Consider the following 26,594-nt stretch of genomic DNA (forward strand, 5'->3'; position numbering starts at 1 on the left):
CCGTGACCCCTTGGCGGATCGCGACGGTGCGCTAGCGGCCCAGCTTTGAATAGTCGCTACCGGCCTGCAAGCCGGGCAGGTCCTGCTCGCCGAGTCTCCATCATCGGCCGGTGCGCCACATATCGATCGTGTAGCGCTCGATTCCACCGTAGCGTTGCGCTGCGGTGTGGAGGTCTTCCCCTGCCGGGGTATCGGTTTGCTTCAGGACATTCTGGCGCAGGACGATGGCCTCGGTCCGTCCTTCATCGCGAACGCTGATCGCGTAAGTTCCGGACCCTGACGGTAGTTCCAAGGCCAGTGCCTCCCCGGTGGGGGAGTCGAGCACGAGTTCGCCGGTCGGGCAGATGAGCGTCAGTATCCGCCCGGTTTGCGTCCTTCCCTGCTGTTCGATGCTGGGTTCGTCGTCCCAGATCGCGATGCGGACGGTGATGGCGAAGAGGTCCTGGGCGCAGTTGATGTATAGCTCGTAGCCGGTGCTTGCGGCGATGTTTTCCGCCGCCTCGTCGATGGCATGATCGGCGTTGACACCAGCGTCGCAGTCCTGATCACGAAGAGTCAGGAGCCGGTAGCTGGCGACGGTGACGAAGTGATGTTCGGCGAGCAGGTGAGACATCGGCAGACTTGTCGAATGTGGCGTTCGGGTGGGCACCGCCAGGGTAGACGGCACCCACCCGCTCGTCGTGATCAGGGTTGCACGGCGACGTAGAAGGGGTCGTTGTCGAGGATGCGGTTAACGCCGTAGAAGGTGGCCAGTTGATTGCCTCCCTTCTGGTTGTCTTGGGCAGGGATCGGCCGGGCCGACCCGTGCCAGCTGAATGGGCTGTTGTCGGTGGACTCGGCGGCGCCTTGGTATGTCGATTGGAAGGGGTACTCGTCGCAGTCAAGCCCGCCGGCCGGGTAGCTGTCTCCCCAGACGTTCCTGCAGATTCTGGTGGCTGCGTCGTGGTTGCGCTTCTTCTTAGCCGGATCCATCAACCGCCTGAGTGGATCATCCGGAGTCTGTCCGGGAACGTTCTTGCCAAGTATCGCCGGGAAGGTGCGTTCGGGGTGGTTCAAGGCGTCGTCGACGTGGCGGGCCTCCGCATCGGTTCCGTGATCGTTGAGGTGGAGCGTGAACTTCGGGACGTGGTCCCGGAACACCGTTCCTTTGAACTTTCCCTTACCCAGTGCGGCGTTCGCGCTGTCGAACCGGACATTGTTGACCGCTTTGACTTCTCGAACGGGTTTTGTTTTTCCGTCACGATACTCACCGACGAAATCGACGGTCTCGGTGAAGTTCACAATCTTGTACGGTCCGGTTCCGGTGTCGTTGGGAGAGGTGACGGTGAGAGTGTCCATCCGAGGTTGGGCGTACCAGCCTGCGATCGTATCGGAACGCGACAGCGAACCAGCGCAGGTGACGTCCGTGCCGACACAGTTTCGGTTGATCGTAAGGTAGGTCAGCTCATCTTGGAGACTGGTGCTTTGCTTGACGTTCTCGACGGTGGTGACGTAGTCCACGCGGCGGCTGCCGTCGTAGGCAAATGCCAGGACCCATAGCTCGAAATCGAAGAACCCCAGGTAGGCGCCCTTGGTGGTCCTCAGAGTCACGTGAACCGGGTAGTAATGACACTGTTCGAACCGGCTTCGGGTCCAGCCTTGGAGACGACCGGCGTCGGTCGCGTGGTTGGCGCAATCGGTCTTGAGATCGAGGATTCGCTGTGCGTCCAGCTCACCCGCCGTCGTGCCCGTGGTCGCCGTTGCCGGTGTTACCAGCGCGGCCACGGCAAAGGCAGCAGCGAGGAGAACAATGCTCAGCCTGGTCTGTCTGACGTGCCGTGTCATCGGACAGCCTTCCCGTATCGTGCATCGACGAACTCCTGCGCTCGACGCTCCAGTGCCGCGGCTTCGGCTCCTGTCGCCTCGGCCGCCGCAACTGGAGGCGACGCGCTAGGATTGACGATGGGTTTGGTGACATCCCAAGACACGACACGTTCGCTGGTGGTTGACGGGGTTGTCGTTACTGCGGTGTCGAACCGGAAACAGTACTTCGGATCCGCGCCAGGTGCGCAGTTGCCGGCTGGCGCACGGGTCGAGATGTTGGTCCGGTCGAACCGCTGGAACTGGTAGTTGCCGTTGAGGTACATCACCCGATTGCGGGTCTGGCTCAGCCCTACCTGGCCGTACATGTCGATTAGCGTCCAGCCGGTCATCAGGTGGTTTGACGACGGGTTGGGTTGCGCACCGGTGGTGCCGACCTGCTCAAAATCGTAGAAGATGTCCCACGTCTTGCAGTTGTCGCAGCTCGGAATAGCCATGAAGCTGTGCACACGACCGTCCGATTCCGCGGCACGGTCTCCAATGTAGTGGTATGTATAGTCCGCCGTGAAGTCGATCCAGTAGGGCCGAAAGTCTGTTCCGGTCCCGATATAGTGCATATTGAGCCCGAATGCAAATGACTTTGTCATCGCCGCATCGGTGAACATCTGCGTTTCGTTGTAAAAGTCCGCGACGCCATACGGCGGAGGGGCACCGTAGCTAGGAGTCGGATAGGTAAAGGTGACGAACATACCATACATATGCTCGGCCTGATCACCACACAGGTTCGCCACGGCATAACGCGCTTGTCGTTGGCACGCACTGGCTTCTGCGGCTTGGCTTGTTCCGGAGAGTGGCACGCTCTGTACGATCGCGAGCGCACATAGAACAGTAAGGACTGTACTTCTTCGATGCATTACTGCGTGAATCCCCTCAATTGCACATAAATGGACCGTCGTGTGACGCATGCGCTGTCACTAGAATATATCCTTGATCGGCGAGTGTCACCTATCGTGTTGATGACAATCCATTTAGAGTACAGGTCGCGATCAATGGGCAGACGCTGAGTAAGACGATGGTTCTCTTCTCACCCAGACGCACGCTTGCGGATCGACCGCCACCTTACGTGCCCACACCGCCTCGGCACTGAGGGTGCACCAGTGTCCGATTATTCGTCTTCGCGCCCGCGAATCCGTTTCGTTCCTCGATGCTCTGAAAATGCCAGTAACGCCAGCAATGTACCTCCTCCGGCGAGCGTGTATCCTAACGCTTGGTAACGTGCCCGCGCGTTCCGGCAGTCCAGGATCTGCTCCCAGACTTCCTGTGTCACGAGGCTTTGCGTCGCGCCGGTCCAGGAGCTATCAGCTCCCAGTAACCGATTGAACCCCACAGACCGTTCCAACGCGGTCCCGCAGGCGGTCACCGAGCGCGCAGCAGGCCCGGATGGCTTGACTGGTGCCGACAGGACGCCGATCGCGCCAATGCCGCACGCCACTGCAACCAGGAGAAGACCATAGAACAAGCGCATAGCCACAACTTTGACATCTTGCCGGGATTGTGGCGCGACGGGATCGTGTGATTCGTATCGTCGGTGTTTGCTCGTGGTCTGGCCGGAAACGACGTTATGGGAGCCACCCCTCAACGAGTGGTTTAGTCGGCCGCGCCGGATCCTCGGCGCGTAGGGATCGGCTGGCGATCGACGTGCCGCTGACGGACGAGGAACACGAGACGTTGCAGCGGTGGGCGCGGATCTTGGACAGATCCTCAAACACACCTCAGCGCTGGTTCGGTCTGCTCACCGACCAGCGGTTGCGCCGTGCCGCGCACATGTTACTAACGACGTCCGACACCAACCACTGTGCTGGCCTTCACCGCATTGGCGGTGAGGCAGGATACCGAAGCCGGTGCTACCGATTCGTCCCGAACGCTGGTGCCCGGCCATGGCCCGGTATCATGCCCGGAGATCATCGACGACACCGAGCGCCACCTGCGATGGCTAGACGATCTGGCCCGCGCCGGAGTCGAGGCCGGGCTAACCCTTGGAAGCGGCCCGGCAGGCCGATCTGGGGAGTTTCGCCGACCTGATCGACCCGGAGCGTCCCGTAGCCAACCTCCACCGCGCCTACGCCGAGGTGCGCGGCATACCGGACGGCGGGGCGATCCCCCTGCAGGAGCCGTTTGAGCAGAGGCCGAACTCAACGGCTGCTTGCTCTCCTGTCACGCCTGACCATCACCGTCCGCTCCGACTACACCACCGCTGAATGCGCTCAGTAGCGACGGCGTGATCAACAAGCTGGTGTACCCCCAAGTCGAGAGCGACCGGAGCGCCCCTGGTGGGGACGCTGACGTTGCAGGGGGAGAACTCTCCTCCCAGTACATGAGGGAGAACTTGCTATCCGCCGCGTAGTGCAGGTGACTGGTTGCTGGGGTGATGATCAGGGAGGTGTCGTTGGTGATGACGGCTACTGGTCGTTGGTACGACGGACAGTCTGGCTGGTGCTGACGGATCGGCAGATGACCTTCAGTTGGCGGCTTGCCAGCACGGATGAACTTGTCGCCGATTTCGGTAATATGTGTTCGGAAAACCCCAGCTCACGAAGTGTGCTCTCCGCGCACGCGGAGGTGGTTCGGCGAGGGAACCGGCGTTCCTCGCCGGTCTCACGTGCTCTCCGCGCACGCGGAGGTGGTTCGTGGACCGGCTGCCGTGCCGAATGCGTCTCGGCTGACCAGGGAGAGGTCTCCGTTTCTCTTGGGCCGGTGCCTGATTACTGCGGCGACTGCCAGGGGGAGCCTTGGCGATGACGGCGATCATCGGTCGCCGAAGCGAGAGGGGAAGGCTGGCTCGCTGGACAGGCTCGGGGCCCTGCCGCCGCTATGTGCGAGCTTTCCGGCCGAGAGGTGGACGCCTGCGCTGGTCCTTATCGGCGTCTCGTCACTGATCAACAGTCGGTGAGATCCTCCTCGTACCCAAGATCATTCTGTTGCCTTTCCTGCCGGGTTACTGGCGGACCGCTCGCGATCCAGCCGCTAATGCTGGTGTGACAAGTGGGGTGGTGCTGAACATGTAAGCGGGTAGAGCGGAGGGAGATCCATGGCCGAGAAGCTGGAGCGCTTCGATCGCATCTATCGCCGCTATTACACAGCCGTGTACCGGTTTGTGGGTCGGCGTGTTGCGTCGGCGCAGGTGGACGACATGACGGCGGAAGTGTTTGTCGTCATGTGGCGCCGGCTGGGCGAGATGCCGCGCGAGGACCGGGTGCTGCCGTGGCTGTACGCGGTCGCGCGACGAGTACTGGCCAACGAAACCCGCCGTGTGCAGCGGGCCCGCGCTCTCGCTGAACAGATGGCCGACCAGGCAGAACTGCGCCTCGGTGGGGATCACGCGGAGGCGGTCATCGATCGGCAGCTGGTGGCGGCGGCGTTCGACCGTCTTGATGAGCGGGACCAGGAGGTTCTGCGATTGGTGGGTTGGGAGGGATTGAGTAGTGCCGAGGTTGCTGCGGTGCTGGGGTGCGCTCGGACGACCGCCGTGATGCGGATCAGCCGGGCGCGTCGCCGGTTGCTGAAGGGCCTGCGCGCGCAGGAGTGGCATGAACCCGCAGGCGCGCCGGAGCTGGAGCGGACGAAGGGAACACGCTGATGGACGTACTGAAGAAGAGATCCGCAAGATTGTCGGGCCACTGGATCCGATGCCGAATGACACTGGTCCCGTTCCGCAACTTGACCCTGCCCTGCTGCATGAACCTGCCCCGGAAGCGACAGATCGCAAGCCCACAGCGGCAGCGGGTGTCCGCCGCGCGGTACTCGCCGGGGCGGCAGTCGTGGTGGTCGCGGCGGTCGCTGTGGTGTGGGGCACGGTCGGACCGGTTGCGCCGCGAGGTCACGCGGCGACGCCGCCCCCGTTGGCGTTCGTATCACACCAGGAAACCCGCCCACCGAATATCGCGCTGGCCGAGATCGCCGACCGCGCTGCGGCCTCGGGGGTCCCGGCTGGTGAGCCGGGACAGACCGAGTACCTCAAGATGCGGAACTGGTACCTGCACAGTCAGGTTAGTGAGGGTACTGAGTCGGAGGTGATCCCCGAGGTCACCGAGGTGTCTCGGCGTCACGCTCCCTCGGCGCGGCCCCCCGCCGATGCGGAGACGCTGAAGGGCTGGCTGTATCGGGAGAATCCCCCGGACCGGGTGGGGCCGATCAAGACCTACCTCGCCGTCACCGACCTGCTGCGCGACCGTGTCCTGCTTCCCCGCGAGCGGGCTGCGGTCCTGCGGATCATCTCCGGTTTGCCCGAGTTGCGCTATGAGGGCGAGACTCACGACCGTGCCGGACGGCCCGGCCAGGCGTATTCGCTGGACTCCGACTACAGCGGCCTCCCCACTCGCTACACCCTCATCGTCGATCCCACCAACGGGGTCATCCTGGCCAACGAGCAGATGCTGACCACGCGGGCAGGCGAACTACAGGTATCCATCCCGTCGGTGATCGGCTATGAGACCTACCTACGTACCGAATTTCGGCGACAATGAGTGGTGGGTGAGGCGTCCACGACACGTCTCACACCCGCAGCCGTCAACAACGTCATGACCCGCAACACAACCGTTGACGAGTCTGCTGACACAGCAGCAGTTCGCACCACACCCGTCTCGACCACTCCGGAACCTGCAACGGAGGGCACGCCTACCCGACGGCCCGACGCATCACCGGATCTGACCGATCGCGCCGCCGTGGATTACAAAGCCCTGTACGAGCAAGCGCACGCCAAAGTTCGGCAAGGCGGAGCAGACCGCCCGGGAGCACCAGGAGAAGGCGAGGCGGCTGGACGAGATCGAGGCCGCGCAACAGACCGAAGCCGAGAAAGCCGCCGCCCGCGCGCAGGCAATCGAGCAGCAGGTCGCCGCGCTGCGGCGTCGTGCGGTCGATGGGGAGATCCGCGCCGCTGCTTCTGGCTGGATCGACCCCCGCGACGTGCCGCGCTACCTGGACGACCGAGACCGTTTACGTCAACGCCGAGGGCGAGATCGACACCGAGGCAATCACCGCCGACCTCGCGGTGGTGCTGCCGGCCCGCCCGCACCTCGCCCGCCCGAACACCTCGAGCAGCGACACGGCGCGGCGTCCGGATCCGGATCCCCTCGCAGAGTTCCTGGTCCGGTGGCGGCTTGGAAAGGTTGGACGCGCAGATCACTGAGGCGGAGCAGCGGGCGACTGGCCCACTGCGATCTCACTGAAGATCCGGCGTCTGGCCGAACAGGCTGCGGAGAAACATTAGGCTTCCCGCCTTGCGCGTATGGTTGCGCCGTAGTGGTCGGTCTGTTTGTGTACGACTTCTGGGGCGAACGGTGCGGGCCACACCTCGATCCGGTACTCCTCGACGGGTGGTCTGGCGCCATGTCGACAGCATTGTCCCGGCCCCGTGCGTGAATACGCAGCCGATAGATGCCAGGCCCATGCTGTGTGAGTGCGGGCAGGGCCTCCGGTGGATCATCCATGATGCCTTGGGCCACCATCTCGCCGACCGGAGCTTGTACCGACAGTTCTACGACCTCGTCCCACTCTGCGGTGTTCGTCGGAGGTGGTGAGTCATGCAGGGCGACTTCGACGTGGATCGAGCCTGTATGTATCCCGGTGCAGACCGCCACCACGCCTGGTTCGGCGATTGCCAAGCCGTTAGAGGGCCTCATCGTAGTGGGGAACGGGCCTGACTGCTCCCTGGCCAGAAATAGTCCGTGGGACATGAACAGGTCGGCAGCAGCCTGCACCGGTTTACTCATAACGCTCCTTTGCTCGACCTTGGGTTACCGGATCCAGACTGTGAAGGGATCCGCTTCCAAGACGCGATTATCACGATAGAAGTTGGCTTGCACCACCCCGCCGAGGCTGTTGTGATCTTCGTCGATCATTCTTCGGCTGAAGCCACCCCCGCTAGTGTGGGCGCCTTCCCACGTCGACGCCATGGGGTACTCGTCACAGCTCTTCCCGGGCGGTCTGGGCAGACTGGCCGGGCAAGCGGCTGCACGGTTCTTCCGTCTCAATTCCGAATCGGTGAGCCGGTGCAAGTATGTACCGCTTCCATAGGCACCTGGCAAGCCACTTGCTTGTGCGTCCCGGATATGTTGCGCCAATTCGTAGTATGGACCGTCGAGCGCATAGATCAATACCGGCTCATAGAGTGAGAATATGCAGCCCGTTGAGGCAACACCTGGCAATGCCGTGTCGCATCGCACATTCGGCGTGGTTTCGTTCAATGGTTGGGGCTGAAGGGTCCATTTAGGGTTATGAAAACGATATTGAAGGGATAACGTGTTATTTCCGATCGCCCAGCGGGCAGTGGCTGTCGTGTTGGTGTTCACGTCGCCTGCTGCTTCCAGGCCGGGATCGACCGGCTGTCCGCCAGGGAAGGACCCGACTCCGCCCGTGCAGTCGCCGGTACACCAACCGTGACCGGACAACGTCGTACCACCGACGGCCTGACCCCAACCACTGAGCGCATCCACGACTATCTGATACTGCCAGTTGTGAATTCTGGCACTTGTGAATGCGTAGTTGACCTCCAGGAAGAACAACTGACCGACGAGGGCCCCCGTGCGTGCTTCGTACACATTCAGCGTGCCCTCGATGAAGGCGCAGGCTTCGTCGCGGATAATCCACCATGTGTTGAGATCCAGGTCTTGACACCACTCCGGTACCGGCGGGTTGTCCGCGACGGCAGGCTTGGGTCTTTTGTCCGCAACGGATGTTGGTCTCGTGCACGCCACCAGATCTTTCCCACTGGCAGCGAATTCATGCAATCTCGACAAGGTGTCAGTGCAGGTATTCTGCACCTTCGCTGCCGGTCCCCGCTGCAGACCGGCCGGCGCTTCCGTGGTCGGCGAGGGTTGGGCGCTGGCTGGTTGCGCGGATAACAGGCCGCCGGCAATGAGAACAACTGATATTATCGACAATAATCTTCTCATTAGAATCCTCTATTTTGTGACGAATAGATGAATCCTAAGGGTCAGCGAGCGACTGGCACGATAGATGGGAATAGGGAAAGAAAAACGTGTCCGACATCTATGATCCGACAGGAGTGCCCTCCCTATATCGATGTCGCTCACAAACGAACCCCCGGAGCAGTTGGTGACTCTACAACCGGATTTCCTGCATCGTCCACACCCAAGAGTTAAGGTCACCCGTTCGTCCTAAGCGTCCCAGCGTCCCTAAGAGTTCGCTAACCACCTACTAGGAACCACGCGAGCAATGGATATGTAACGAGCTATTGACCTGACGAGTACTTGTAGACGAGTTAGCGTCATGCGAGCGACTGTTGGATGCGAGCGGCAATATCCAGAACCCGCTTACGGGTCGCCGCGCTACGCAGTTCATCGACAGTCACGCCTGAGATCTGGTCAAGGAGCTTGACGGCGGGCGCAAATCGTTCATCGTTGTTCGGCTCACTGAGCAACCGGCGGAGGTCGTGTAAGACGGCTAACACCTGGCCGACGTGCGTTGAGCACGCACCGTCCTGATCAGGCCCCGTTGAGCAGCGGACATTCAACAGCAGCGTAAGCTCTCGAAGCTCCTGATGCACCCAACTCGGCGACTTCCGCGGTGGTGGGCGCCGCGCCGGAACCGTGGTCGGCGCCTGCACTGAGGCCACGTAGCGCCGGTCCTCCCCCGGCGACGTACCGCTGTTGGGGTTACCGCACCCAGACATAGCAACAAGAAGCAGCATCACGCCCGCAGCACGACAACATCGCATCTCCGTGTCCTCCGTGAGCATGCAGGTTGACGGTGGACGACTGACGTGAGTTCACCGTAGCTTGCCATTCGCCGTCCGACCAACCGTTTGGAGCTTCCATGGTGTGGCCGCAATCGCCCTCACCCGACCGATACGCTGTTCCTGTCAGCGGTCGGTGGCCGGACCGGCGGCACGCGTGCCACCGGGATCGTGCAAACCTGGCAGGTCTATGACCTGCGGCCGGCCGATCCGAACCGGCAACGCGGCGAGGGCGTAGAAAGCGCCCAGCCCGGAAAGCCGAGTGCGCGGGCAGGAGCGCAAAGTTCTGGAGATCCATCTGGAGGCGTTCGGGATCACCTACACCCGCCAGACCACCCAGCGCATGTACGCCGGGACCGGCTCAGCTCACCCCCACCCCACCGTCAACAACCTCACGACCCGCAACAGCTAGGGGGCCGCCCGCTGGCCATGAACTCGTAGGTAGTGGACGCATCAAAGCGAGTACGGCTGGTGCGTGCCTTGTGTGGCAGCAGGAAAGTGGCATTGACGCCAGCAAGAGACGAAGATGATCGACTCCTGGGTACGACGAGCGCGGTGGTTGTCGACGATTGGAGGAGACATCACCTCTTCTGGCCTGCCCAGTGGGTGTGCGAGGGGCCAATGACGCCGTTTCGTGATTTGTTGGCTCGATCGTTTGAGTTGTCCTCATCAGGTGCGCATGACTCGGGTCTCGGGCAGATCGAGCCTCAGCGGGTGAAGCGCGGCGGCGAGGACGCCGGGCTCGAGGTGGCTCGGGCGGAGTTGGTGTTGGCTGGGCCTGCTCATCGGCCGCTCAAGTCGCTGCCGGTTCGGCCGGATGATCCGTTGCAGTCGTTGGCCAATGCCTTGGGTGATGTGCGGCCGGATCTGGGGGAGTCAGTCGACGTCTGTGTGGATCTCATTCCGCTGACGCCCGCCAAGATCAGCTATCTCGCGCGGAAGACGGCTCGGGAAGGAGCAGGTCAGGAGCGGGTCGTGGGCCGGGTGTGCGTGCTGTGTTGGGTGGGGTTGGTGAGGCGTTGCGGGAGATCGTGGCCGAGTTCCTTCCGACGGCTCGCGGTGGTGGTTCCCGCCGGGCCGCGCCGGGGTTCCGGACGGTCGGTCCTGACGCTGCGGCTGTGGTGAACAAGTTCCGGACGGATGAGCCGGTGTTCGCGGTGCAGGTGTTGGTGCGGTGCCGGTCGGAGATTTCTGGCCGGGTGCAGGCCCATCTGCGGAGTGTGGTTGGTGCTTTTGATGTGTATCGGGGTGAGAACTACTGGCGTGTCCGGGGTGTGCGGGTGCTGGGGGTGCATCTGGGTTCCGATCTGCCGGTGGTGCGGCGGCGGTTTGATCGGCGGTTCTTCAGCGGGTTGGCGACGCCGCCTCGGCGGTGTCTGGTGACGGCGAGCGAGATCGCGGCCCTGCTGAAGCCGCCGTCGGGTCGGTGCCAGTCGCCGGCGATCGCGCGGAGCCGGGGGTGGGTGCAGCCCGCGCCGCGGGAGTTGCCGACCTACCGGCCGGATGCGGGGTTGGTGCGGTTGGGCTATGTCACCGACGTCAATGGGGAGGATCGGCTGGTCGGTATCCCGTTGCGGGAGTTGCTGTTCTCCGCGCGGTTCGGCAAGGCGGGGTTTGGGAAGACCGAGGAGGCGCTGGCGCAGGCGATCGAGCTTGCCCGCGCGGGTGGTGGGGTGTGGTTCCTCGACCCGCATGCGGATGGGTGGAAGCGTGCCAAGCCGTATCTGTCCGACCCGGCGTTGCGGGGCCGGTTGTGGGAGGTCAACCTCGACGTCCGTGGGCGCGGTCGGCGGTTGCCGGGGTGGAATCCGCTGAGCATGCGGGGTTTCTCCGAGGAGGACATCGAGGATCGGGTGGACGCGGTGGTGACCTCGTTCGCGACCGCGCTGGGGTGGGGTGATGCGGCTCCGCGGGCGAAGTCCATTCTCACCAAGGCCTGCGAGGCGCTGTGCTATCTGGCGATGCGGCTACCTGCGGACTGTGCGCCGACGATCTTTCAGATCCCGACGTTGGTGGACGATGCGGAGTGGCGGGAGGAGATCCTGCGCTACCTGAAACCGAGCGTGCGTCGCTATTGGACGGACAGTTTCCCGAAGCTGCCGCCGGATGCGACCACCGTTGTCACCAACATCATCAACCGGCTGCGGACCAGCCCCACGCTGTCGGCCTTCCTCGGATCGTCGCGGACGACGTATGACGTGCGCAGGGCCATGGACACCGGGAAGATCGTGTTCGTCTGCACGACCGGCGCTGGGGAGACGAACAAGCTGATCACCAGCTTCATGATCTACGACCTGTTCCGCGCGGGCCGCAGCCGGGTCGATACCCCGCCGGAGCAGCGCCGCCGGTGTGACGCCTTCATCGACGAGCTCGCCGCGGTGGACGGGGCGTCCCGCGGCTACCTGGCGGCGATCCTGGAGCAGTTGCGCAAGTATCTGGTGGCGCTGCACGCGATGAACCAGATGCCCGACCGGTTGACCGCGGAGACCCGCAGGGCGCTGCTGCAGAACCAGTCGTTGCTGCTGACCAGCGCTGCGGCCATCGACGGCGCCCGTACCGTCGCCCGGGAATACGGCGGGCTGGTGCAGCCGGGCACGATCACCGAGCTGGAGCGGTTTCACCACGTGGTCACCGCGACCCTGGGCGGGCAGCGCACGACACCGTTCAAGATCCGCGGGCTGCATGTGGAGGACGAGTTCGCCGAGCACTTCCACCCCGAGTGGGAGGCCGAGGTCGACGCCTGCCTGGACAAGAACCTGGGGCGTCGCCCGATCGGTGAGGTGCTGGACGAGCTGGAGGATCTGGACGGGCGGATCCTGGACACCCTGCGCGGCAACACTCCACCGCCCCGTTCGCAGCGTGGCCGGCCGCCGGGCCGGGGCAGCGGTGCCGGTGTCGAGCTGGACCCACCGGAGGCCGCAGGTCCGTCGTCGTTCCCCTCGACGGTGGAGTAGATCCCGATGGTGCGCCTTGATTCGTTCCAGCGGGACGCGTTGACCGCGATCTACTGGCACCGGCTGGTCAACACCGATCAGCTCGGCCGGTTGGTCGGGCCGTCGATGCCTGCCCGCACGGTGCGGGACAAGCTGCTGGCGCTGCGGCGCGCCGGACTCGTCGACCGCATCGTGCACCAGCGGGCGCCCCGCGTGTGGCATGTCACCGAGGACGGCGCGGCGGCCGTCGAGGCGGCGGGAACGGTCGATGCCCGCCCCTACCGGCTGCCCAGCATGGCGGTGGCGGACCTGCTGCACCGGCACGCCCTGGACGTGGTCGAGACCGGGTTGGCGTTCGTCGAGACCGCGCGAGCGCACGGGCACGATTGCGGGCCGTTGTCGTGGACGCCGGAGGTCGCGCACCGCGTCCGGGCCGGATCGGATCGGCGGGATGTCGTGATCGCGGATGCCGTGCTGCACTACGTCTGCGAGCGGGACGGTCGGCGGGTCCAGCGGGTGTTCTTCGTGGAGGTGGACCGGGCGACGATGCCGGTGGCGCGGCTGGCGCGCAAGCTGGGCCGCTACGTGCGCTACCACGGCTACGTCGCCAAGCAGGCCGCGGACAACCGGCCGGTGTGGCAGCAGCGCTACGCCCGCTTCCCCCGGGTGCTGGTGGTGCTTTCCGGTGCGCCCGAGCATGTGCTGGACCGCCGGCTGGCTGACCTGCGCGCCCACACCCAGGCCATGACCACCGCGGCGCTGGCCCACGACCGGGTGGTGGCGTTGGCGACGACGCTGGAGCGGTTGCGCTGCCGGGGTCCGTTGCGGGAGATCGCGGTGCCGCTGCTCGGCGACGACACCCGGCCGGTTCCGGTGGTGGGCCCGCCTGCGGCGAGGGCGCGATGAACACCGCGGCGTCGCCCAGCCAGGTGGGGCTGTCGCCGCGGCTGCGGCAGCGCCGGTTCACCCTGCTGCCGTTGCGGGGTGAGGGCACGCCGTTCACCGAACCTCAGGGCCGGGTACCGGGGGACAGCACCGCGCCGGCCGAGCTGGCGGATCTGGTCTCCTCGATCGCCACCGTCGGGGTGCTCCAGCCCGTGCTGGTGGAAGAGGTCGACACCGGTGAGGGGCAGCCGCCGGTGATGAAGCTGGCGGCGGGGGAGCGGCGGCTGCGTGCCTGCCGCTGGGGCGCGGTGCACCGGCCGGACAACCCGCACTTCGCCGCGCTGCCCGCGGTGGTGTGTCCGGGGCCGCTGTCGGATGAGGAACGGCGGATCTGGCAGCTGGTGGAGAACCTGGCCCGCGAAGACCTGCGGCCCGGGGAGCTGGCAGCCGCGCTGGTGCTGGATCGCTGCGCCGTGTTGCTGGGCAAGCTGATCGCCGGTGGGCACACGGTGCCCGCCGAGGTGTATGCGATCGAGGACCCGATCGCGCGGTTCCAGGCGATGGACAAGCTGCGCGGCACCGACAAGGAGTGCGCCGCCCCGTGGTCGGAGGTGCTGACCCGGCTGGGGCTGCAACTGAGCCCCCGCAAGGCACGCGAACTCGTCCGCGCCTTCGCCGAGATGCCCCGCGAGATCTCGGCGGAGATGGACGAGGCCAAGATCAGCCTGCACACCCGCATCCGGTTCATCGAGCTGCGCCGCGGGCGGGCGGCCGCCGCCGAGGACATCTGGGCCGCGGTGAAGAACACCGGCCGGGCGAAGCTGCTGCGCTGCGCCGTGGCGGCCGCCACCGAGCGGGACGACCTCACCGCCGAACAGGCCCTGGCCGAGGCCGAACGTCAGCACGAGGAAGCCAATGCCGCCCGCGCCGCGGCCCTGCGGGCACCGGACAACCCCACCGCCGACCGCGCCGACACCGGCGCCGGAGACCTCGAGGAGCACCCGGTGGTCGAGCGCCAGCTGGTGGACAACGCCCTGGCCGCACTGCGTGCCCTCGTCCAGGCGGTCACGGCCGGGGCGCGCCTTGACGACCACGACCGCGCCTCCCTGCGCCTGCTGGCCGAGGAACTCACCGCCGCACCCGCCGCGGCCTGAACACCCGAGAGAGGGGCGAGAGGGATGTCGGTGTTTCTCGGACTGCCGGTGCGCACCGCGCCGGCCGCGCGCTGCGACTGCCGCCGGTGCCCGTGGTACTCCGGGGCCGACGCCGATCCGGTCGTGACGATCGCGCCGGTGTGCTCGGGCTGCAACGCCGACTGCTCCTACTGCGGCTGCGCCCGCGCCGAGACCCCGGCCGTAGGCGGACCACCGGCCTGCGCGAGCTGCCCGATCCGGTGCGGCTCCCGCACCGACATCACCGCCTGGATGAGCGACATCGGCCACACCCTGGAGTTCGACGACATCCGCATCAGCGGCGTGCTCCCACCGGGCATGCCGACCTTCATCCCGCAGGTCGACGGTTCGGGTGTGACCGAGCTGGACGCCGGGCTGCGGTGGCCGGCCTACGCGGTGGGTCTGCGGCGGGTGTTCTCCCCGCACACCCACGGGATCTACCCACGCTGGCGGCAGGACGCCACCGCGGCCCAGATCCTCGGGCTCGCGGAGTCCACCCTGACCGTACTGTCCGGCTACGGCGAGGACCCGCTGGTGGAGGCGTTCTGGACGGCCCGGCACCGCGACGGGCTGATCGAGCGGATCGCCGCCCTGCGCTTCGACCTGGTCCTGGCGCCGAACTACTCCATCTACGGCAACTGGCCGCGCGCGGAGCACCTGATCAACATGCGGCGGTCACTGTTGCTAGCGGGCGAGCTCGCCGACGCCGGGATTGCCACCGTGCCGAACCTGTACTGGTTCCGGCTGGAAGACCTGCGCCGTTACGCGGACTGGATCACCGCGAACCCACTGCCCGCGGTTGCGGTCAACCTGCAGACCGTCCGGGAGAACCGCAACTGGGACACCTGGGCGCTGCCCGGCCTGTGCTGGCTGGCCGAGAACCTCCCGGACGACCTCCCGGTGATCCTCACCGGACTGTCCCGCCGCGACCGGGTCGCCACCGCGGTCGAACTCTTCGGCGACCGGCTGATGCTGGTCAGCCAGAACCCCGCGCAGTACGCGTTGCACGGCGCCGTCATGACCCCGGATGGGCGGCAGGACCTGCACGCCCGCATCCCGGACGCCTTCGCCGCCTCCGTGCGGTACATGGCCTCGCTCCTGCCACACCCCACCCTCACCCGAGGAGGTGCCTGAATGGGCCGCCATGTGTGGATCCTGCTGGGCTGGTCGCCCGACTACGGTGCCCCGACCACGCCAGTCGCCGTGCTCGGCCTGGACATCGGCACCGACGGCACCGTCACCCGCCACGTGGAATGGATGCCGAGGCAGTACCAGCACGGCCAGACCTGGCGGCACCGCCTGGCCACCACCCCCGCCGAGGAGCTCCCGGCGCGGATGCAGCTGTGGGAGAACTCGCCGACCTGCCCGGCCGCCCGGGTCGAGCCGCTGCTGCCTGACCGCGGGCTGAGCGAGGCCGTGCAGTTCCAGTTCGACGACCTGCTCCGCCCGTCCTGACCGGAGAGGACGGGTGAGCCACGGTGGGCACGAACTCCAAGGCCGCGCACGCCTCCTACGCCGTCGCACCCACCGCAGCGGGAACGGCCGCCGCGGTGGAGGAGGACGTCAGCTACGCGCTCCATCTGTCGGCCGTATGCCTCAACGGCAAGCAGCCGCAGAACCCGGCGGAGGAGGCGCTCGCGCAGGTCGCGCTGATCGATCTCGGCGGGATCGACCCGACCGACCCGTACGGGCCGCCCGTGTTCGACCTGCCCGACGACCTCGGGCAGCGCTACGCCCTCCTGGTCGATGCCGTACAGGCCGCCCAGCACGCCGCCACCCAGCTCGATGACGAGTCAGCGGCGATCTTCCACGCCAAGCTGCACGACTACTGCGGCTCGTTTCTGCATGACCAGGAGCCCGACGCCCTGGTGACGCTCGCCGGTGAGCAGGGCTTCACTTGCCCGTCGCTGGTGGGACTGTCGGGCAGCGGCACGCACCCGCTGGAACACTGGCTCGACCCCTCGTATCCGGCTGAGGCCGCATCGAAGAAGCACATCCAGGACGTCGCCCTCGACCGCTACGCCGCACTCTGCGCCGGCGAGACCGTGGGCGGCAAGACACTCGCGGACTGGCAGCAGACCGATCCGACGATCACCACGCACGCGCACGGCGCCGAGCTTCCCGCCGCATTCCCGCCATGGCAGGCCACCGCCGACGACCTCGCCGCGGCCCGGGCCGCGGTCACCACCGCCCTCGCGGCCTGTGCCGGAACCGAGACCGCACCAGCGACACCGGCGACCGTGCACGCCCTGATCGACGCCGAGAACACCCTCGCCACCGCGGCCAACCCGGACCTCACCGCTGAGCACGCCGCGGCGGTCGCCGCCGCACGCCACCACATCGACCAAGCCTTGAGCCAGGTGACCGGGCACCAACTCCACACGGCGCTCGCCGCCGCGGCCGAGCAGGGCCGAATCAACGCCACCGACCCGCAGGTCCTCAACGCACCCCAACTGCTGAAGCTGCTGCGAGCCTCCACCCCGGCCGGGGAACGCGCCGACCTCCAGAAGCTCGCCGCCGACCGGGCCACGCAACTCCAGCACCTGGACAAACCGGCCCTCATCGTGAACGAGGTCCTCGAGGGACCGACCGGCCATCTGCCCGCCTTGGGTACGCCAGGGGCCTACACCGAGGCGAGCGAGTTCGTCGCCGGGGCGCACGAGCTGTCCGCGTTCCACACCGCGGCGTCGACCTGGAACCCGGTCGATCCGCTCCCGGTCACACCGCACACCCAGCAGGCGAGCCACCAGAAGATCACCGCGTGGGCGCACCAGCAAACCCAGGACAACCTCCGCAACTTCTGCACCACCTGCGGCCTGCTCCCGCAGCACCTGTCCACGGTGGCGACCAAACCGCACCTCGCCCGCCTGCTCGGCGCGTACACCTACGCCGACAAGGGCGGCATCAACACCATCAAGGCCCAGTTGCAGAAGAAGTACGACACCAAACTCTCCCCGCCGACGGCCACCGGCACGAAACCGGCCGCGCCAGCCGCTACCGCATCGGAGAAGTCGTCCGGGAGCAGCTTCGGTGCCCAGCACGCCCACATGCTCAGCGCCCTGCGCCAGGCGCAGGCCTCCTACTCCGCCGTGCCGCCGTATCTGGACCCCGGCACGGTCAAGGCGTGGGACTTCGGCGCCGGCACACCCGCCCAGCTCGGCGGAACGCACCCCAAGACCCTGCACCCCGGTCCGGACGGCACCACCTGGATGGCCAAACGCGAAGGCACCCCACGCGGCGGGGCGATGGTCCAGGCCGAAGCGACCGCGTCCCGGGCCCTGGCCCGCGCGGGCCTGCCCGCGTTGCCGGTCTATGCCACCACCATCGGTGGGAAACCGGCGTCGGTGCAGCCGATGCTGACCGGCGCCAGCCCGATGCCCGGCTCGCCCGGCCAGTGGTCCCAGGCCGATGTGGACGCCGTCGTCCGCCTGCACGTCGCCAGCTGGGCGCTGGGCAACCACGATGCGCACCACGAGAACGTCCTGCGCACCAGCGACGGCGGCCTGATCCCCATCGACCAGGGACAGAGCTTCAAGAACTACGGCCGCGACAAGCTGAGCTTGGCGTACCGGCCCAGCACCACCACCGTCTACCACCGCGCCTACGACGCGCACCTGGCCGGCACGCTGCCGAAAGGGGTCCGGGTCGAGCCCGCCGCCGCGCACTCGGTGATCAAGCGGCTCGAGTCGATCCCGGACGCCGAATGGCGCGCCCTGCTGCGCACCGCCGCCCACGCCGGCGCGGCGCACAAGGACGTCAAGTGGGTCGCCCCGATGCGCTCGCACGCTGCCCAGCAGCACGGCATCGCCGAGTCGGCGGTCACCACCAGCCAGATCGCCGAGGCCTTCCTGGACCACGCGGTGGAGCGGAAGAAGAACCTCCGCCGCGACTTCGCCGCGTTCTTCCAGAAAGAGCTGAAGCTGGACTCCGCGGCAGCGCTGCAACACCTCGGGAAGCGCTGATGGGCACCAACTCCAAGGCCGCCCACGCCACCTACGCCATCAGCCCCTCGACCACGCACGTCGGCGCTCCCGCCGACAGCGACACCGTCGAGGCGGCCACCTCCAGCCAACCACCACCCGAGCACCAGCCCGGGGGAGAGGCGGACGGTCACGTCCGGGACCCCGGGCTGCTCCCGGTCACCCCGATCCCGGACACACCCGACGTCGGCAAGGCCTTCGGCGAACCGATCCTCGTCGGCGGCGCCGACCTGCACGCCTCCGCCGCCACGCTCGTCAGCTACGACAGCCCGGACGGCCCCCGCACCGTCCTGCACGCCCTGGTGGCCGAGGACGCCGAAGACAAGCTGCTGGAAGCGCTGAACATCACCAAGGACATGGTCCCCACCCAGGTCGAGCAGAAGGTCAACGGCCGGCTACCCCTCGACCGGGAACACCAGATGGCCGACACGCTGATCGCGGCGGCCAAGAGCGTCAACCACCACCTCGGTAAGGGCGACCTGGCACCCGGCAAGGTTCCCGGCACCACGGCGAAGAAGATCAGTAAGGCCCAGCAGGTCCTCAGCACGGTGCAAGCCACGATCGGCGCCGACCCCGGCCCGGTGGAAGCTGCCATGCTCGAGCACTACCAGCACAAGCTCGCGGCGATCATGCACGCCGTCGACACGGCCACCAAGGTGGGCCAGATCGAACCCTTCCTGCACGAAGGCACCACCACCATCACCGTCATGAAACCGGCCCTGCCCGAGGAGGCCGGCGGCGAGCACGTCGCGGCGGTGCTGCGCGACGCCACCCGGATCAAACCGACCCTGGACGACACCACCGGAACAGCCAGCTGGGACGGCCTCACCCGCTGGCAGAACGCCTCCGGGCGCGAGTACGCCATCGACCTCGGCGACGGGTTCCACGCCGTCTACCACCCCTACGCCATCAACAACCCCACCACCACCGAGCACTCTCTGCGGGGACGGTTGGAAATCATCGCCCCACCCGGCGAGGGCCACGGTCCCGACGTGGTCCGCCGCCTCGGGCAGCTGCACCTGGCCAACCGCCCCATGACCCGCGAGGAAGGCGAGTACGGCTACCTCAACGCCAACATCACCGCGCAGGGCCTGACCGACCACGCCGAGATCACCCAGGCCAAAGCCACCGGGCAGCACATCGAGGAGATGATCCGGCACGAACTCCTCTACGAACGCGCCCACCAGGCCGTCGGCATGGATCAGGCCCAACTTGCCCGCTTCGCCAAGAACATCCAGCTGGAGGCCCACACCCGCGCACTGCCGGCGCAGGTCACCGTGCTGCGCGACGCGGTCGCCACGGCCACCGGGCACGCCGACGGCGCGGCCCTGGCCGCCACCCCCGGCTACGACCCGACACCCCGTCGCGGCGGCGGCTGGCTCACCTGGAACCGCTTCGACGTCGCCAACTCCCTGGACACGCTGCGCGAGGCGACCAAAGGCAAGAAACTGGTGCACGCCACGTCCATGACCGGGCTCAAGGCCATGCTCGCCACCGGCGTACTCGCCTCCACCGAACGCCGCTCGATCATGGGCGTCAAACCGGGCGTCGGCAAGAGCGAGCAGGAAGACAAGAAGACCGGCGGCGCCAGCTCGGTCTTCCTGCGCATCCTGAAGAAGACCACCAGCAACGCCCCCCGGCTGGTCTGGGACCAGCCCGAACGGCTCCTCAACCGGGCCGACTACTACGGCGCCAACTGCGACACCTTCGGCGCCGTCAACAGCACCGCCGCCACCCGCAACCCCTTCAAGATCGCCGCGTTCAACAGCGGCGCCAACGAGATCATGTTCGGCGACGGCATCGACCTGCTCGGCGACGAAGGGCCGAGCAGGATCCACTGCACCTCCGAAGAGCAGCGCGCCGAGATCCACGCCATGCTCACCGCCAAAGGCGTCACCCACATCGCCGGTAAACCGATCGACAGCGTCCTGAAAGCCTGACCGCGAGGAGACACCAGCCCGATGCCCGAACACGTCACCGCGGACCGTGCCTGGGACGCACTCAACCACCTGCTGACCGGCCGGATCCCCGACGCCGACGACACCGAGGCGCTTGCCGGGGCGGAGCTGATCGTGCGCGACGGCGACCTCGAGGTCTTCCGCGCCGCCCTGGCCCGGCACGCACGCCGCGACCACGACGATCCCGCCGTTTTCTGGATCCGCCCCCTCGTCCCCGCCGACCACGACCCCGACACCGGGCTACCCCAATTCGACCCCGACACCGTGCCGCGCCGCGGCCTGCGCATCCACCGCGCCCAGCTCGACGGCGTCCGGCTCGGACTCGCGCTGGACAGCGGCCAACACGCCCTCATCCAGCCCGCCCGCGGCGAGCAGCTGGCCGTCCTGCAGGACTGGGACACCTGGATCACCACCCTGCCCGACGATCGTCGTCGCGACCTCGAGTCGCTCGACCACGACTGACACCGCAACCGTGTGAGCCGGGTGCATCAAACGGATCGTCGCTGCCGCGTGTCTGGAACACCAGCATCTGCGGCCCGGTAACCAGGGCCGAGGACGACCAAGGGGCCCCGATGTCCACCGGAACGCGACTCGCCTCCCGTGCAGACGCCCCGCGGATCGCGGCCGTGGAATGGGTCACCGACCACCAGGAAGCCCACGGCCAGCTGCTCGTCCACGGCACCACCCTCGGCGAGGTCATCAGCAGAGCTGTCGCCGCGCTGCACGCCAGCACCCGAGCCCTCTACCCGGCCGGCCTGCACCTGCGGGTGATCCGCACCGGCTGGTGGCACACCACCCCATGCCAGTGCCGGCGGACACTCGCCACCTCCAACCACCCCCGCTGGCACTACGCGCCCGCCCAGAGCGGCGAACCCGGCGCCTGGCACGGCGCGGAAGTCCGCTACCACCTCACCTGTCCCGCTGACCGATCCTCACGAAGGTGACGACCGTGGTGGTCGGCCGCCGCGGCGCGGTTTCGGGGCCGGCCAATGGCGGGCGAGCACGTCCAGCAGCCCGTCCGGATCCTCCCGCAGCCCGGTCAGGCACGCCACGATGAACGACCGCATCTCCAGACCACGATCGTTCAGGACATCCTGCGCGGCGGACTTCAGCTCCGCCGGCGCACGCACCGTCAGGGCTGGCTCGGCGTGTTCGCTCGGCATGGCATGATCCTCACATGGTGGCTTGCCACCAATCAAGCGGAGGCGTATCTTTGGTGGCAAGCCACCAAAATGGGCGGTGGCAACGAACGCCACGCGGGGGACGTGTCCGTCGCGTGCGCGCCAGGGGAGGAGCTGCATGTCTACGACAACCATGCTTGATCGGGCCCACGGGGGACTGCTCGGACTCGCGGCGGGCGACGCGCTCGGCGCCACCGTGGAGTTCCGAACCCCGGAACAGATCGCCGCGGAGTTCGGCCGGCACACCGAGATCATCGGCGGCGGGACCTTTCGCTGGAGACCGGGCCAGGGCACCGACGACACCGACATGACCGCAGCCGTCGCCCGCGCGTACGTCGAGGGCTACACCAGCCACCGAGTCGGCAAGCACTTCCTGGACTGGTACCGCGAAGGCCCCCGCGACATCGGCAACAGCACAGCGACCGCACTGTCCACACTGGCCGCCACCGGCGACCCCAGCAGCAGCGGACACGCGGCTCTCGCCACGATCGGCCCTAACCGCGCCGCCGGAAACGGTTCCCTCATGCGCGCACTGCCCACCGCACTGGCCCGCAACGACCAGGCCACCCGCATCCGCGAAGCCGCCGAGATCTCCAGCATCACTCACGCCGACCCCCGTTGCGTCCAGGCCTGCATCGCCTACGTCGAGATCGCCGCCCACCTCCTCGACGGCCACGACGCCGGCGAGGCGATCAACGCCGTACTGAACGTTCCCGAACTGGACCGCGACGACGTCCGGCAGGCACTGCGGTACCCGTCCGCGACCCCGGTCGATGAGCTGTCGACGGGCGGGTACGTCCTGGACTCCCTGGCCGCCGCCGTATGGGCCATCCAGCAACCCCACCCACTCGAAGACACCCTGATCGACATCGTCAACCGCGGGGACGACGCCGACACCACCGGCGCCATCGCCGGCGGACTCCTCGGCCTCCGCGACGGCATCCACGCCATCCCCACCCGCTGGCAAACCGTTCTGGAGTACGGCCCGGAGTTCCACACCCTCGCGAACGCGTTACTGGTCGTACGCATCGGTTGACCAGCCTGCTCCGTGCGGGTGGCCGCCAACCTGTTCGCCCCCGCCGCAGCGCGAGTTGCGGCACACTGACCCCGTGCGCGAGGGGCCGGACATTCGCAACGAGACCACTGGTGAGGTGGCAGGCTCGGTGGTCCAGGCCGGCTCAATCCAGCACCTATCGCTGAGCGGCTCACCCCGAACTGAGCTCGGCACAAGCGAGCCGCGAGCGGTGCCTCGGCAGCTGCCGCTGGCAATCCGGGACTTCACCGGCCGCGCGGAGCACCTTGCCGCACTCGACGCACTCCTCCCAACCGACGACGAGTACGCCGGACCAGGGCCGGTAGTGGTCTCGGCCCTGGATGGCGCGGCCGGAATTGGGAAGACCACGCTGGCAATTTGGTGGGCACATCGGGTACAAGACCAGTTCCCCGACGGTACGCTGCACGCAAACCTGCGCGGCTACGGGCCTGGCACCCCCGCAAGCCCTAGCGAGGTGCTGGAGGGTTTCCTGCGGGCACTGGGCGTCATGGCCGAGCGAATCCCGGTGGGATTCGAGGCGCAAGCGGGACTGTTCCGGTCGGTACTGGCCGGGCGGCGGGTACTCCTCGTGCTGGACAACGCCAACAGCGCGGACCAGGTACGACCCCTGCTACCAGGAACACCGGGATGCGTGGTGCTGGTGACCAGCCGAGAAAGCCTGACTGGCCTGGTCGTCACTGATGCTGCCACAAGGCTCACCGTCGATCTGCTGTCGGAGGATGAGGCGGTGGACCTGGTAACCGGCATCCTCGGACCGACTTCCGTGGCCGCCGAGCCGAAGGCGATCTGGGAGTTGGTGCAGTATTGCGGGCGGTTGCCACTGGCGCTACGGATTGCCGCCTCCCACGCTAACAACCCCAACATCACGGTAGCTGCTGTCGTCTCCGAACTCGTGGACGAACGGTATCGGCTGGATGTACTGAGTCGTGACAGGGATGAGCGAGCAGCGGTGCGAGCCGTGTTCGACTGGTCCTACCAGCACCTGAGTGTCGAACATGCGCGGGTATTTCGCCGTCTCGGACTACATCCTGGGCCGGAGTTCAGCGTGCAAACGGCCGCCGCGATGGCAGAGTTGGACTTACCTGAGATGCGGCAGGTACTGGCAGCGCTGACTCAGGCACACATGATTGAGCCTGCGGCCAGAAGGGATCGATATCGATTCCATGACCTGCTGCGTGCCTACGCCGCAGACCGGGTCGGGCGGGACGACGGACCAGTCGAGCGCGAACGTACACGTCGGCTATTGTTGGAGTGGTACGCGCACCACGCCAAAATCGCCCATCAAATCCTGTTTCCAGCTCATAATGATTGGAATCCTGCCCTCCAGTTGACCACCTACACCCATCCGGTGATCCCTCTTACCGGGCGGAAGGACGCGTGGAGTTGGGCCGAGCTTGAGCGAAGCAACCTGATCGCTTCGGTGCGCGACGCGCACCTGCACGGTCAAGCACACTTAACTGAATTGCTCGCCACCGCAACCGGAATGATTCTATTTAGGCTGGGGTACTCGAAAGACCTCTCCAATCTCCATCAGTCGGCCATAACCGCGAGTCGTCATAGGGGTGATCGCCTCGCCGAAATCCACGCCTTGCTAGAACTGGGCGAGGCCTATATGGAGGCCGCTCGCTGGCAGGATGCCGAGAGCACCTTTGAGGTCGCGCTGGACTTGAGCGGCGCCCTTGGTTATCCATGGCGGCAAGCTACAGCACTTACTCAAATAGGCTTGGTGCACCTGGAACAGAGAAACTTTGCCCAGGCGTGGAGTTATCTTCAGTCGGCGTTGCCATTGGCTCACGGTGCACAGCACGGACGTATGGTGGCCGTAATCGAGGGCAACCTCAGCCTCATGTGTATCGCGCTGGAGGACTACCCAAAAGCTCTGCGTCATGCTCGCCGTAGCATCCTTCTCTTCCAGGGAGCTCACGACCGGGAGGGGGAAGCCATAACTCTGCATCAGATGGCGCGAGCTCACCACGGCCTGGGCGACCCTCAAGCAGCTGTTCTATTGTGCGAGCAAGCTCTCGATATAGACGACCACTACCGCTATCGACGAACCACCGCGGAAATCCTTGATACACTGGGCACGCTTATGTATGAAGCCGGTGACGCGGCACGAACTCTCCGGTGCTGGTGTGAGTCCCTGCGTATCTATGAGGACTTCGACGACAGCCGCGCTGCTGGTCTACGTGATCGTCTGCGAATCCTCAAAGCCACCAGCGAGAACAATTCCTGCTAGCGTACGGAGCTGAACCAAATGATTAATTCTTCCCCTCTTGAGGATGCTATCTGGTGTAAGTCGTCCTACTCGCGTCCAGCAGATGGGTGCGTCGCGGTGGCTCGAACTTCCGCGTCAGTTGTTGGAATTGGCGACACCAAGGACCCCGAGGCAGGTTGCATCGTCGTTCCAACGGACGCTTTCGACGTGCTGGTTTCCATGATCAGAAGACTATGACTGTGGCTCGTTGACTTGACGGGAGCTGGTGTCTGAGGGGTTAGCCGCTGCCAGCGTTTTGGCTCGGGGTGGCTGCGGTGTCATTCAAGGACTTCTGGTTCTTGGCTGGGTCCCCATCCGGGGTGCAGCCAATGATCACGTCGTCTTCGGCAAGAGGAGTGCGCTGGCGTAGCGCTTGCGCCGCTCGGAGACGGCACGGTTGCTGACGCCGAACTATCGGCCGATGCCGACCATGTCGGCGTAGCGGGCGACGGTGTGGGAGCGGTCGGCTCACCGTCGACTGGGCGCTGGAATGCGTCGAACTCGGACTCTACGGGTGGGTGGATGACAGGACATGGGCTACTGGATTGCGGTTCCTCAGTGGCTCGCACGAGGCCGAGGTAGGTTTCTACGGCTACCATCGAGGCACGAACCGTGTGCTGCAGCCGCGCTCACCGCTTGCTCGCATCTGGCGCTCCAGCATCACCAGCGGGCGCCGGCGCACGGCGTCGCGGCCACTTCCACACTCCGACAGCTGGATCGAGACCAAGCCCGATCGCTGAGTGTGACCAATGAACTCCCACTACTTCGCCGCGCGATATTGTGGATCGTTCGGATCGCGAGTGACGGCCTCATCCCAGCCTTGAGGCACGCTCGGCGGGAACCACAACGACTTGTCACCTGGCCGCCGGTTGAGTACCGGGAACGACACGCCTTCCCCACCCTCGCCAGGATCCAAGCTCTCGCCCTGTTCGATCAGATGCTCCAAAGACAACCGCACGAACGTGGCGTACCGCCACAGGTCGAGCGCAACCAGCTCGCTATGCTCCTGTTGGGCCTGCTGATCAGCCTCGTTCTTGTGGCGGTACTCGTTGCGCGCTGCGGTTAATACCAAGTGCGCAAGTGTTCGATACTGCTCAGTAGCCCTGGTATCGTGGAGGCCTGGCAAGTCGGCGAAACCGCCGAACCGAAGCCCATCCACTGCGCGCTCGCACACGACAGTCGGCTCGTCGAGGAGCGGTCCAGAGTAGTGCGGGAACCTGGGCGTACGGACCGCCCCAGGCACTCGGTTCGTACGCACCACGTTTGGCACTAGCTTCATTAACGGCAACAGATCGGCGATACGCACCAGTAGCCGGGTGGCACTGTCCTGCTGTCGCTCCCGCTGGCGCAACTTCTCGATGTGCGCCCGCTCGTCATCGAGCCGTTGATCAGCGGCTCTGCGTTCAGCCGCTAGCCGCGCCTCCGCATCTGCCCGCTCCCGTGTTGCCCGCTGGTCGTCGTAGGCCCGCTGCTCCATAAGGCGCCGGTCAGCGGCCCTGCGGTCTCGTCTGGCGGTACGCGCATTGTAGATCAGTGTCGCGACAGCCACTGCGGCCAGAGCCACAGTCGCCCAGCCGGTGAGCGGATCGCCTTCTCCCACAGCCATAGGCTCGCACGCTATACC

Annotated in this window: 23 protein-coding genes; 17 read left to right on the forward strand and 6 right to left on the reverse strand. The window is 66.3% G+C overall.

Going from position 1 to position 26,594, the window contains the following annotated elements; all coding sequences use genetic code 11:
* Nucleotides 1-100: 100 nt before the first annotated feature.
* From KOI47_RS16760 to KOI47_RS16770, 3 genes are all read right to left on the reverse strand, one after another.
* A complete protein-coding gene (locus KOI47_RS16760) occupies nt 101-613 on the reverse strand; it encodes a hypothetical protein (RefSeq protein ID WP_216216864.1) in 513 nt (170 codons plus the stop codon).
* Nucleotides 614-684: 71 nt separating this feature from the next.
* Nucleotides 685-1,824, reverse strand: coding sequence for a NucA/NucB deoxyribonuclease domain-containing protein (locus KOI47_RS16765; RefSeq protein ID WP_216216865.1), 1,140 nt, complete (start codon nt 1,822-1,824; stop codon nt 685-687).
* Entirely contained in the window at nt 1,821-2,657 is an 837-nt protein-coding gene (locus tag KOI47_RS16770; RefSeq protein ID WP_232376794.1) for a hypothetical protein, read from the reverse strand. The genes KOI47_RS16765 and KOI47_RS16770 overlap by 4 nt, the downstream gene beginning before the upstream one ends.
* Before the next feature lie 2,231 nt (nt 2,658-4,888).
* Between KOI47_RS16770 and KOI47_RS16775 the strand changes: the two genes are divergently transcribed.
* The 3 genes from KOI47_RS16775 to KOI47_RS16785 all read left to right on the forward strand — a co-directional run bounded on the left by KOI47_RS16775 (nt 4,889) and on the right by KOI47_RS16785 (nt 6,985).
* Entirely contained in the window at nt 4,889-5,437 is a 549-nt protein-coding gene (locus tag KOI47_RS16775) for an RNA polymerase sigma factor (protein WP_216216866.1), read from the forward strand.
* Nucleotides 5,388-6,323 carry a hypothetical protein gene (locus KOI47_RS16780; RefSeq protein WP_216216867.1) on the forward strand — a complete coding sequence of 312 codons (936 nt, stop codon included), beginning with the start codon at nt 5,388-5,390 and terminating at the stop codon, nt 6,321-6,323. Before KOI47_RS16775 ends, KOI47_RS16780 begins: the two co-directional genes overlap by 50 nt.
* 392 nt (nt 6,324-6,715) lie before the next feature.
* A complete protein-coding gene (locus KOI47_RS16785; RefSeq protein ID WP_216216868.1) occupies nt 6,716-6,985 on the forward strand; it encodes a hypothetical protein in 270 nt (89 codons plus the stop codon).
* A gap of 607 nt (nt 6,986-7,592) precedes the next feature.
* Here the strand turns inward: KOI47_RS16785 and KOI47_RS16790 are convergent.
* On the reverse strand, nt 7,593-8,750 hold the full coding sequence (locus KOI47_RS16790) for a NucA/NucB deoxyribonuclease domain-containing protein (protein WP_216216869.1): 1,158 nt from the start codon (nt 8,748-8,750) through the stop codon (nt 7,593-7,595).
* 1,065 nt (nt 8,751-9,815) lie between these two features.
* Between KOI47_RS16790 and KOI47_RS16795 the strand changes: the two genes are divergently transcribed.
* The 11 genes from KOI47_RS16795 to KOI47_RS16845 all read left to right on the forward strand — a co-directional run bounded on the left by KOI47_RS16795 (nt 9,816) and on the right by KOI47_RS16845 (nt 21,425).
* A complete protein-coding gene (locus tag KOI47_RS16795; protein ID WP_216216870.1) occupies nt 9,816-9,965 on the forward strand; it encodes a hypothetical protein in 150 nt (49 codons plus the stop codon).
* Nucleotides 9,966-10,267: 302 nt separating this feature from the next.
* Nucleotides 10,268-10,678, forward strand: a complete 411-nt coding sequence (locus KOI47_RS16800; RefSeq protein WP_216216871.1) for a hypothetical protein — start codon at nt 10,268-10,270, stop codon at nt 10,676-10,678.
* A 254-nt stretch (nt 10,679-10,932) separates the two neighbouring features.
* Nucleotides 10,933-12,507 carry a type IV secretory system conjugative DNA transfer family protein gene (locus KOI47_RS16805; protein ID WP_232376795.1) on the forward strand — a complete coding sequence of 525 codons (1,575 nt, stop codon included), beginning with the start codon at nt 10,933-10,935 and terminating at the stop codon, nt 12,505-12,507.
* A gap of 6 nt (nt 12,508-12,513) precedes the next feature.
* On the forward strand, nt 12,514-13,392 hold the full coding sequence (locus KOI47_RS16810; RefSeq protein WP_216216873.1) for a replication-relaxation family protein: 879 nt from the start codon (nt 12,514-12,516) through the stop codon (nt 13,390-13,392).
* Nucleotides 13,389-14,525, forward strand: coding sequence for a ParB/RepB/Spo0J family partition protein (locus tag KOI47_RS16815; protein ID WP_216216874.1), 1,137 nt, complete (start codon nt 13,389-13,391; stop codon nt 14,523-14,525). The genes KOI47_RS16810 and KOI47_RS16815 overlap by 4 nt, the downstream gene beginning before the upstream one ends.
* 24 nt (nt 14,526-14,549) lie before the next feature.
* Entirely contained in the window at nt 14,550-15,677 is a 1,128-nt protein-coding gene (locus tag KOI47_RS16820) for a DUF4417 domain-containing protein (RefSeq protein ID WP_216216875.1), read from the forward strand.
* Nucleotides 15,678-15,998 (forward strand): hypothetical protein, encoded by a 321-nt coding sequence (locus tag KOI47_RS16825; protein ID WP_216216876.1) that lies wholly within the window; start codon nt 15,678-15,680, stop codon nt 15,996-15,998.
* Nucleotides 15,999-16,021: 23 nt separating this feature from the next.
* Nucleotides 16,022-18,505 (forward strand): hypothetical protein, encoded by a 2,484-nt coding sequence (locus tag KOI47_RS16830; protein WP_216216877.1) that lies wholly within the window; start codon nt 16,022-16,024, stop codon nt 18,503-18,505.
* Nucleotides 18,505-20,463: a hypothetical protein gene (locus KOI47_RS16835; RefSeq protein WP_216216878.1), complete on the forward strand. Its 1,959-nt coding sequence runs from the start codon at nt 18,505-18,507 to the stop codon at nt 20,461-20,463. Before KOI47_RS16830 ends, KOI47_RS16835 begins: the two co-directional genes overlap by 1 nt.
* 21 nt (nt 20,464-20,484) lie before the next feature.
* Nucleotides 20,485-20,943: a hypothetical protein gene (locus KOI47_RS16840; protein ID WP_216216879.1), complete on the forward strand. Its 459-nt coding sequence runs from the start codon at nt 20,485-20,487 to the stop codon at nt 20,941-20,943.
* Between the two features lie 110 nt (nt 20,944-21,053).
* Nucleotides 21,054-21,425, forward strand: a complete 372-nt coding sequence (locus KOI47_RS16845; protein WP_216216880.1) for a hypothetical protein — start codon at nt 21,054-21,056, stop codon at nt 21,423-21,425.
* Here KOI47_RS16845 and KOI47_RS16850 read toward each other — a convergent pair.
* Entirely contained in the window at nt 21,414-21,644 is a 231-nt protein-coding gene (locus KOI47_RS16850) for a hypothetical protein (RefSeq protein ID WP_216216881.1), read from the reverse strand. The two genes, KOI47_RS16845 and KOI47_RS16850, sit on opposite strands and share 12 nt — an antisense overlap.
* A gap of 136 nt (nt 21,645-21,780) precedes the next feature.
* Here KOI47_RS16850 and KOI47_RS16855 point away from each other — a divergent pair, with 136 nt between their 5' ends.
* From KOI47_RS16855 to KOI47_RS16865, 3 genes are all read left to right on the forward strand, one after another.
* Nucleotides 21,781-22,698, forward strand: coding sequence for an ADP-ribosylglycohydrolase family protein (locus KOI47_RS16855; RefSeq protein ID WP_216216882.1), 918 nt, complete (start codon nt 21,781-21,783; stop codon nt 22,696-22,698).
* 73 nt (nt 22,699-22,771) lie between these two features.
* Complete coding sequence (locus tag KOI47_RS16860) at nt 22,772-24,952, forward strand: ATP-binding protein (RefSeq protein ID WP_232376796.1); 2,181 nt, start codon at nt 22,772-22,774, stop codon at nt 24,950-24,952.
* Nucleotides 24,953-24,970: 18 nt separating this feature from the next.
* Entirely contained in the window at nt 24,971-25,168 is a 198-nt protein-coding gene (locus tag KOI47_RS16865) for a DUF397 domain-containing protein (RefSeq protein ID WP_216216883.1), read from the forward strand.
* A gap of 562 nt (nt 25,169-25,730) precedes the next feature.
* Here the strand turns inward: KOI47_RS16865 and KOI47_RS16870 are convergent.
* Nucleotides 25,731-26,576 carry a hypothetical protein gene (locus tag KOI47_RS16870; protein WP_216216884.1) on the reverse strand — a complete coding sequence of 282 codons (846 nt, stop codon included), beginning with the start codon at nt 26,574-26,576 and terminating at the stop codon, nt 25,731-25,733.
* Between the last annotated feature and the right edge of the window lie 18 nt (nt 26,577-26,594).

The organism is Amycolatopsis aidingensis, from assembly GCF_018885265.1.
Lineage (GTDB): Bacteria > Actinomycetota > Actinomycetes > Mycobacteriales > Pseudonocardiaceae > Amycolatopsis > Amycolatopsis aidingensis.

What these genes read in the sequence shown, in the direction of transcription:
- KOI47_RS16855 (WP_216216882.1), top strand. Translation starts at nt 21,781, where the DNA reads ATGTCTACGACAACCATGCTTGATCGGGCCCACGGGGGACTGCTCGGA.
- KOI47_RS16845 (WP_216216880.1), top strand. Translation starts at nt 21,054, where the DNA reads ATGTCCACCGGAACGCGACTCGCCTCCCGTGCAGACGCCCCGCGGATC.
- KOI47_RS16850 (WP_216216881.1), bottom strand. Translation starts at nt 21,644, where the DNA reads ATGCCGAGCGAACACGCCGAGCCAGCCCTGACGGTGCGTGCGCCGGCG.
- KOI47_RS16760 (WP_216216864.1), bottom strand. Translation starts at nt 613, where the DNA reads ATGTCTCACCTGCTCGCCGAACATCACTTCGTCACCGTCGCCAGCTAC.
- KOI47_RS16840 (WP_216216879.1), top strand. Translation starts at nt 20,485, where the DNA reads ATGCCCGAACACGTCACCGCGGACCGTGCCTGGGACGCACTCAACCAC.
- KOI47_RS16815 (WP_216216874.1), top strand. Translation starts at nt 13,389, where the DNA reads ATGAACACCGCGGCGTCGCCCAGCCAGGTGGGGCTGTCGCCGCGGCTG.
- KOI47_RS16765 (WP_216216865.1), bottom strand. Translation starts at nt 1,824, where the DNA reads ATGACACGGCACGTCAGACAGACCAGGCTGAGCATTGTTCTCCTCGCT.
- KOI47_RS16790 (WP_216216869.1), bottom strand. Translation starts at nt 8,750, where the DNA reads ATGAGAAGATTATTGTCGATAATATCAGTTGTTCTCATTGCCGGCGGC.
- KOI47_RS16825 (WP_216216876.1), top strand. Translation starts at nt 15,678, where the DNA reads ATGGGCCGCCATGTGTGGATCCTGCTGGGCTGGTCGCCCGACTACGGT.
- KOI47_RS16835 (WP_216216878.1), top strand. Translation starts at nt 18,505, where the DNA reads ATGGGCACCAACTCCAAGGCCGCCCACGCCACCTACGCCATCAGCCCC.
- KOI47_RS16780 (WP_216216867.1), top strand. Translation starts at nt 5,388, where the DNA reads ATGAACCCGCAGGCGCGCCGGAGCTGGAGCGGACGAAGGGAACACGCT.
- KOI47_RS16865 (WP_216216883.1), top strand. Translation starts at nt 24,971, where the DNA reads ATGATTAATTCTTCCCCTCTTGAGGATGCTATCTGGTGTAAGTCGTCC.
- KOI47_RS16785 (WP_216216868.1), top strand. Translation starts at nt 6,716, where the DNA reads ATGGGGAGATCCGCGCCGCTGCTTCTGGCTGGATCGACCCCCGCGACG.
- KOI47_RS16870 (WP_216216884.1), bottom strand. Translation starts at nt 26,576, where the DNA reads ATGGCTGTGGGAGAAGGCGATCCGCTCACCGGCTGGGCGACTGTGGCT.
- KOI47_RS16810 (WP_216216873.1), top strand. Translation starts at nt 12,514, where the DNA reads ATGGTGCGCCTTGATTCGTTCCAGCGGGACGCGTTGACCGCGATCTAC.
- KOI47_RS16820 (WP_216216875.1), top strand. Translation starts at nt 14,550, where the DNA reads ATGTCGGTGTTTCTCGGACTGCCGGTGCGCACCGCGCCGGCCGCGCGC.
- KOI47_RS16775 (WP_216216866.1), top strand. Translation starts at nt 4,889, where the DNA reads ATGGCCGAGAAGCTGGAGCGCTTCGATCGCATCTATCGCCGCTATTAC.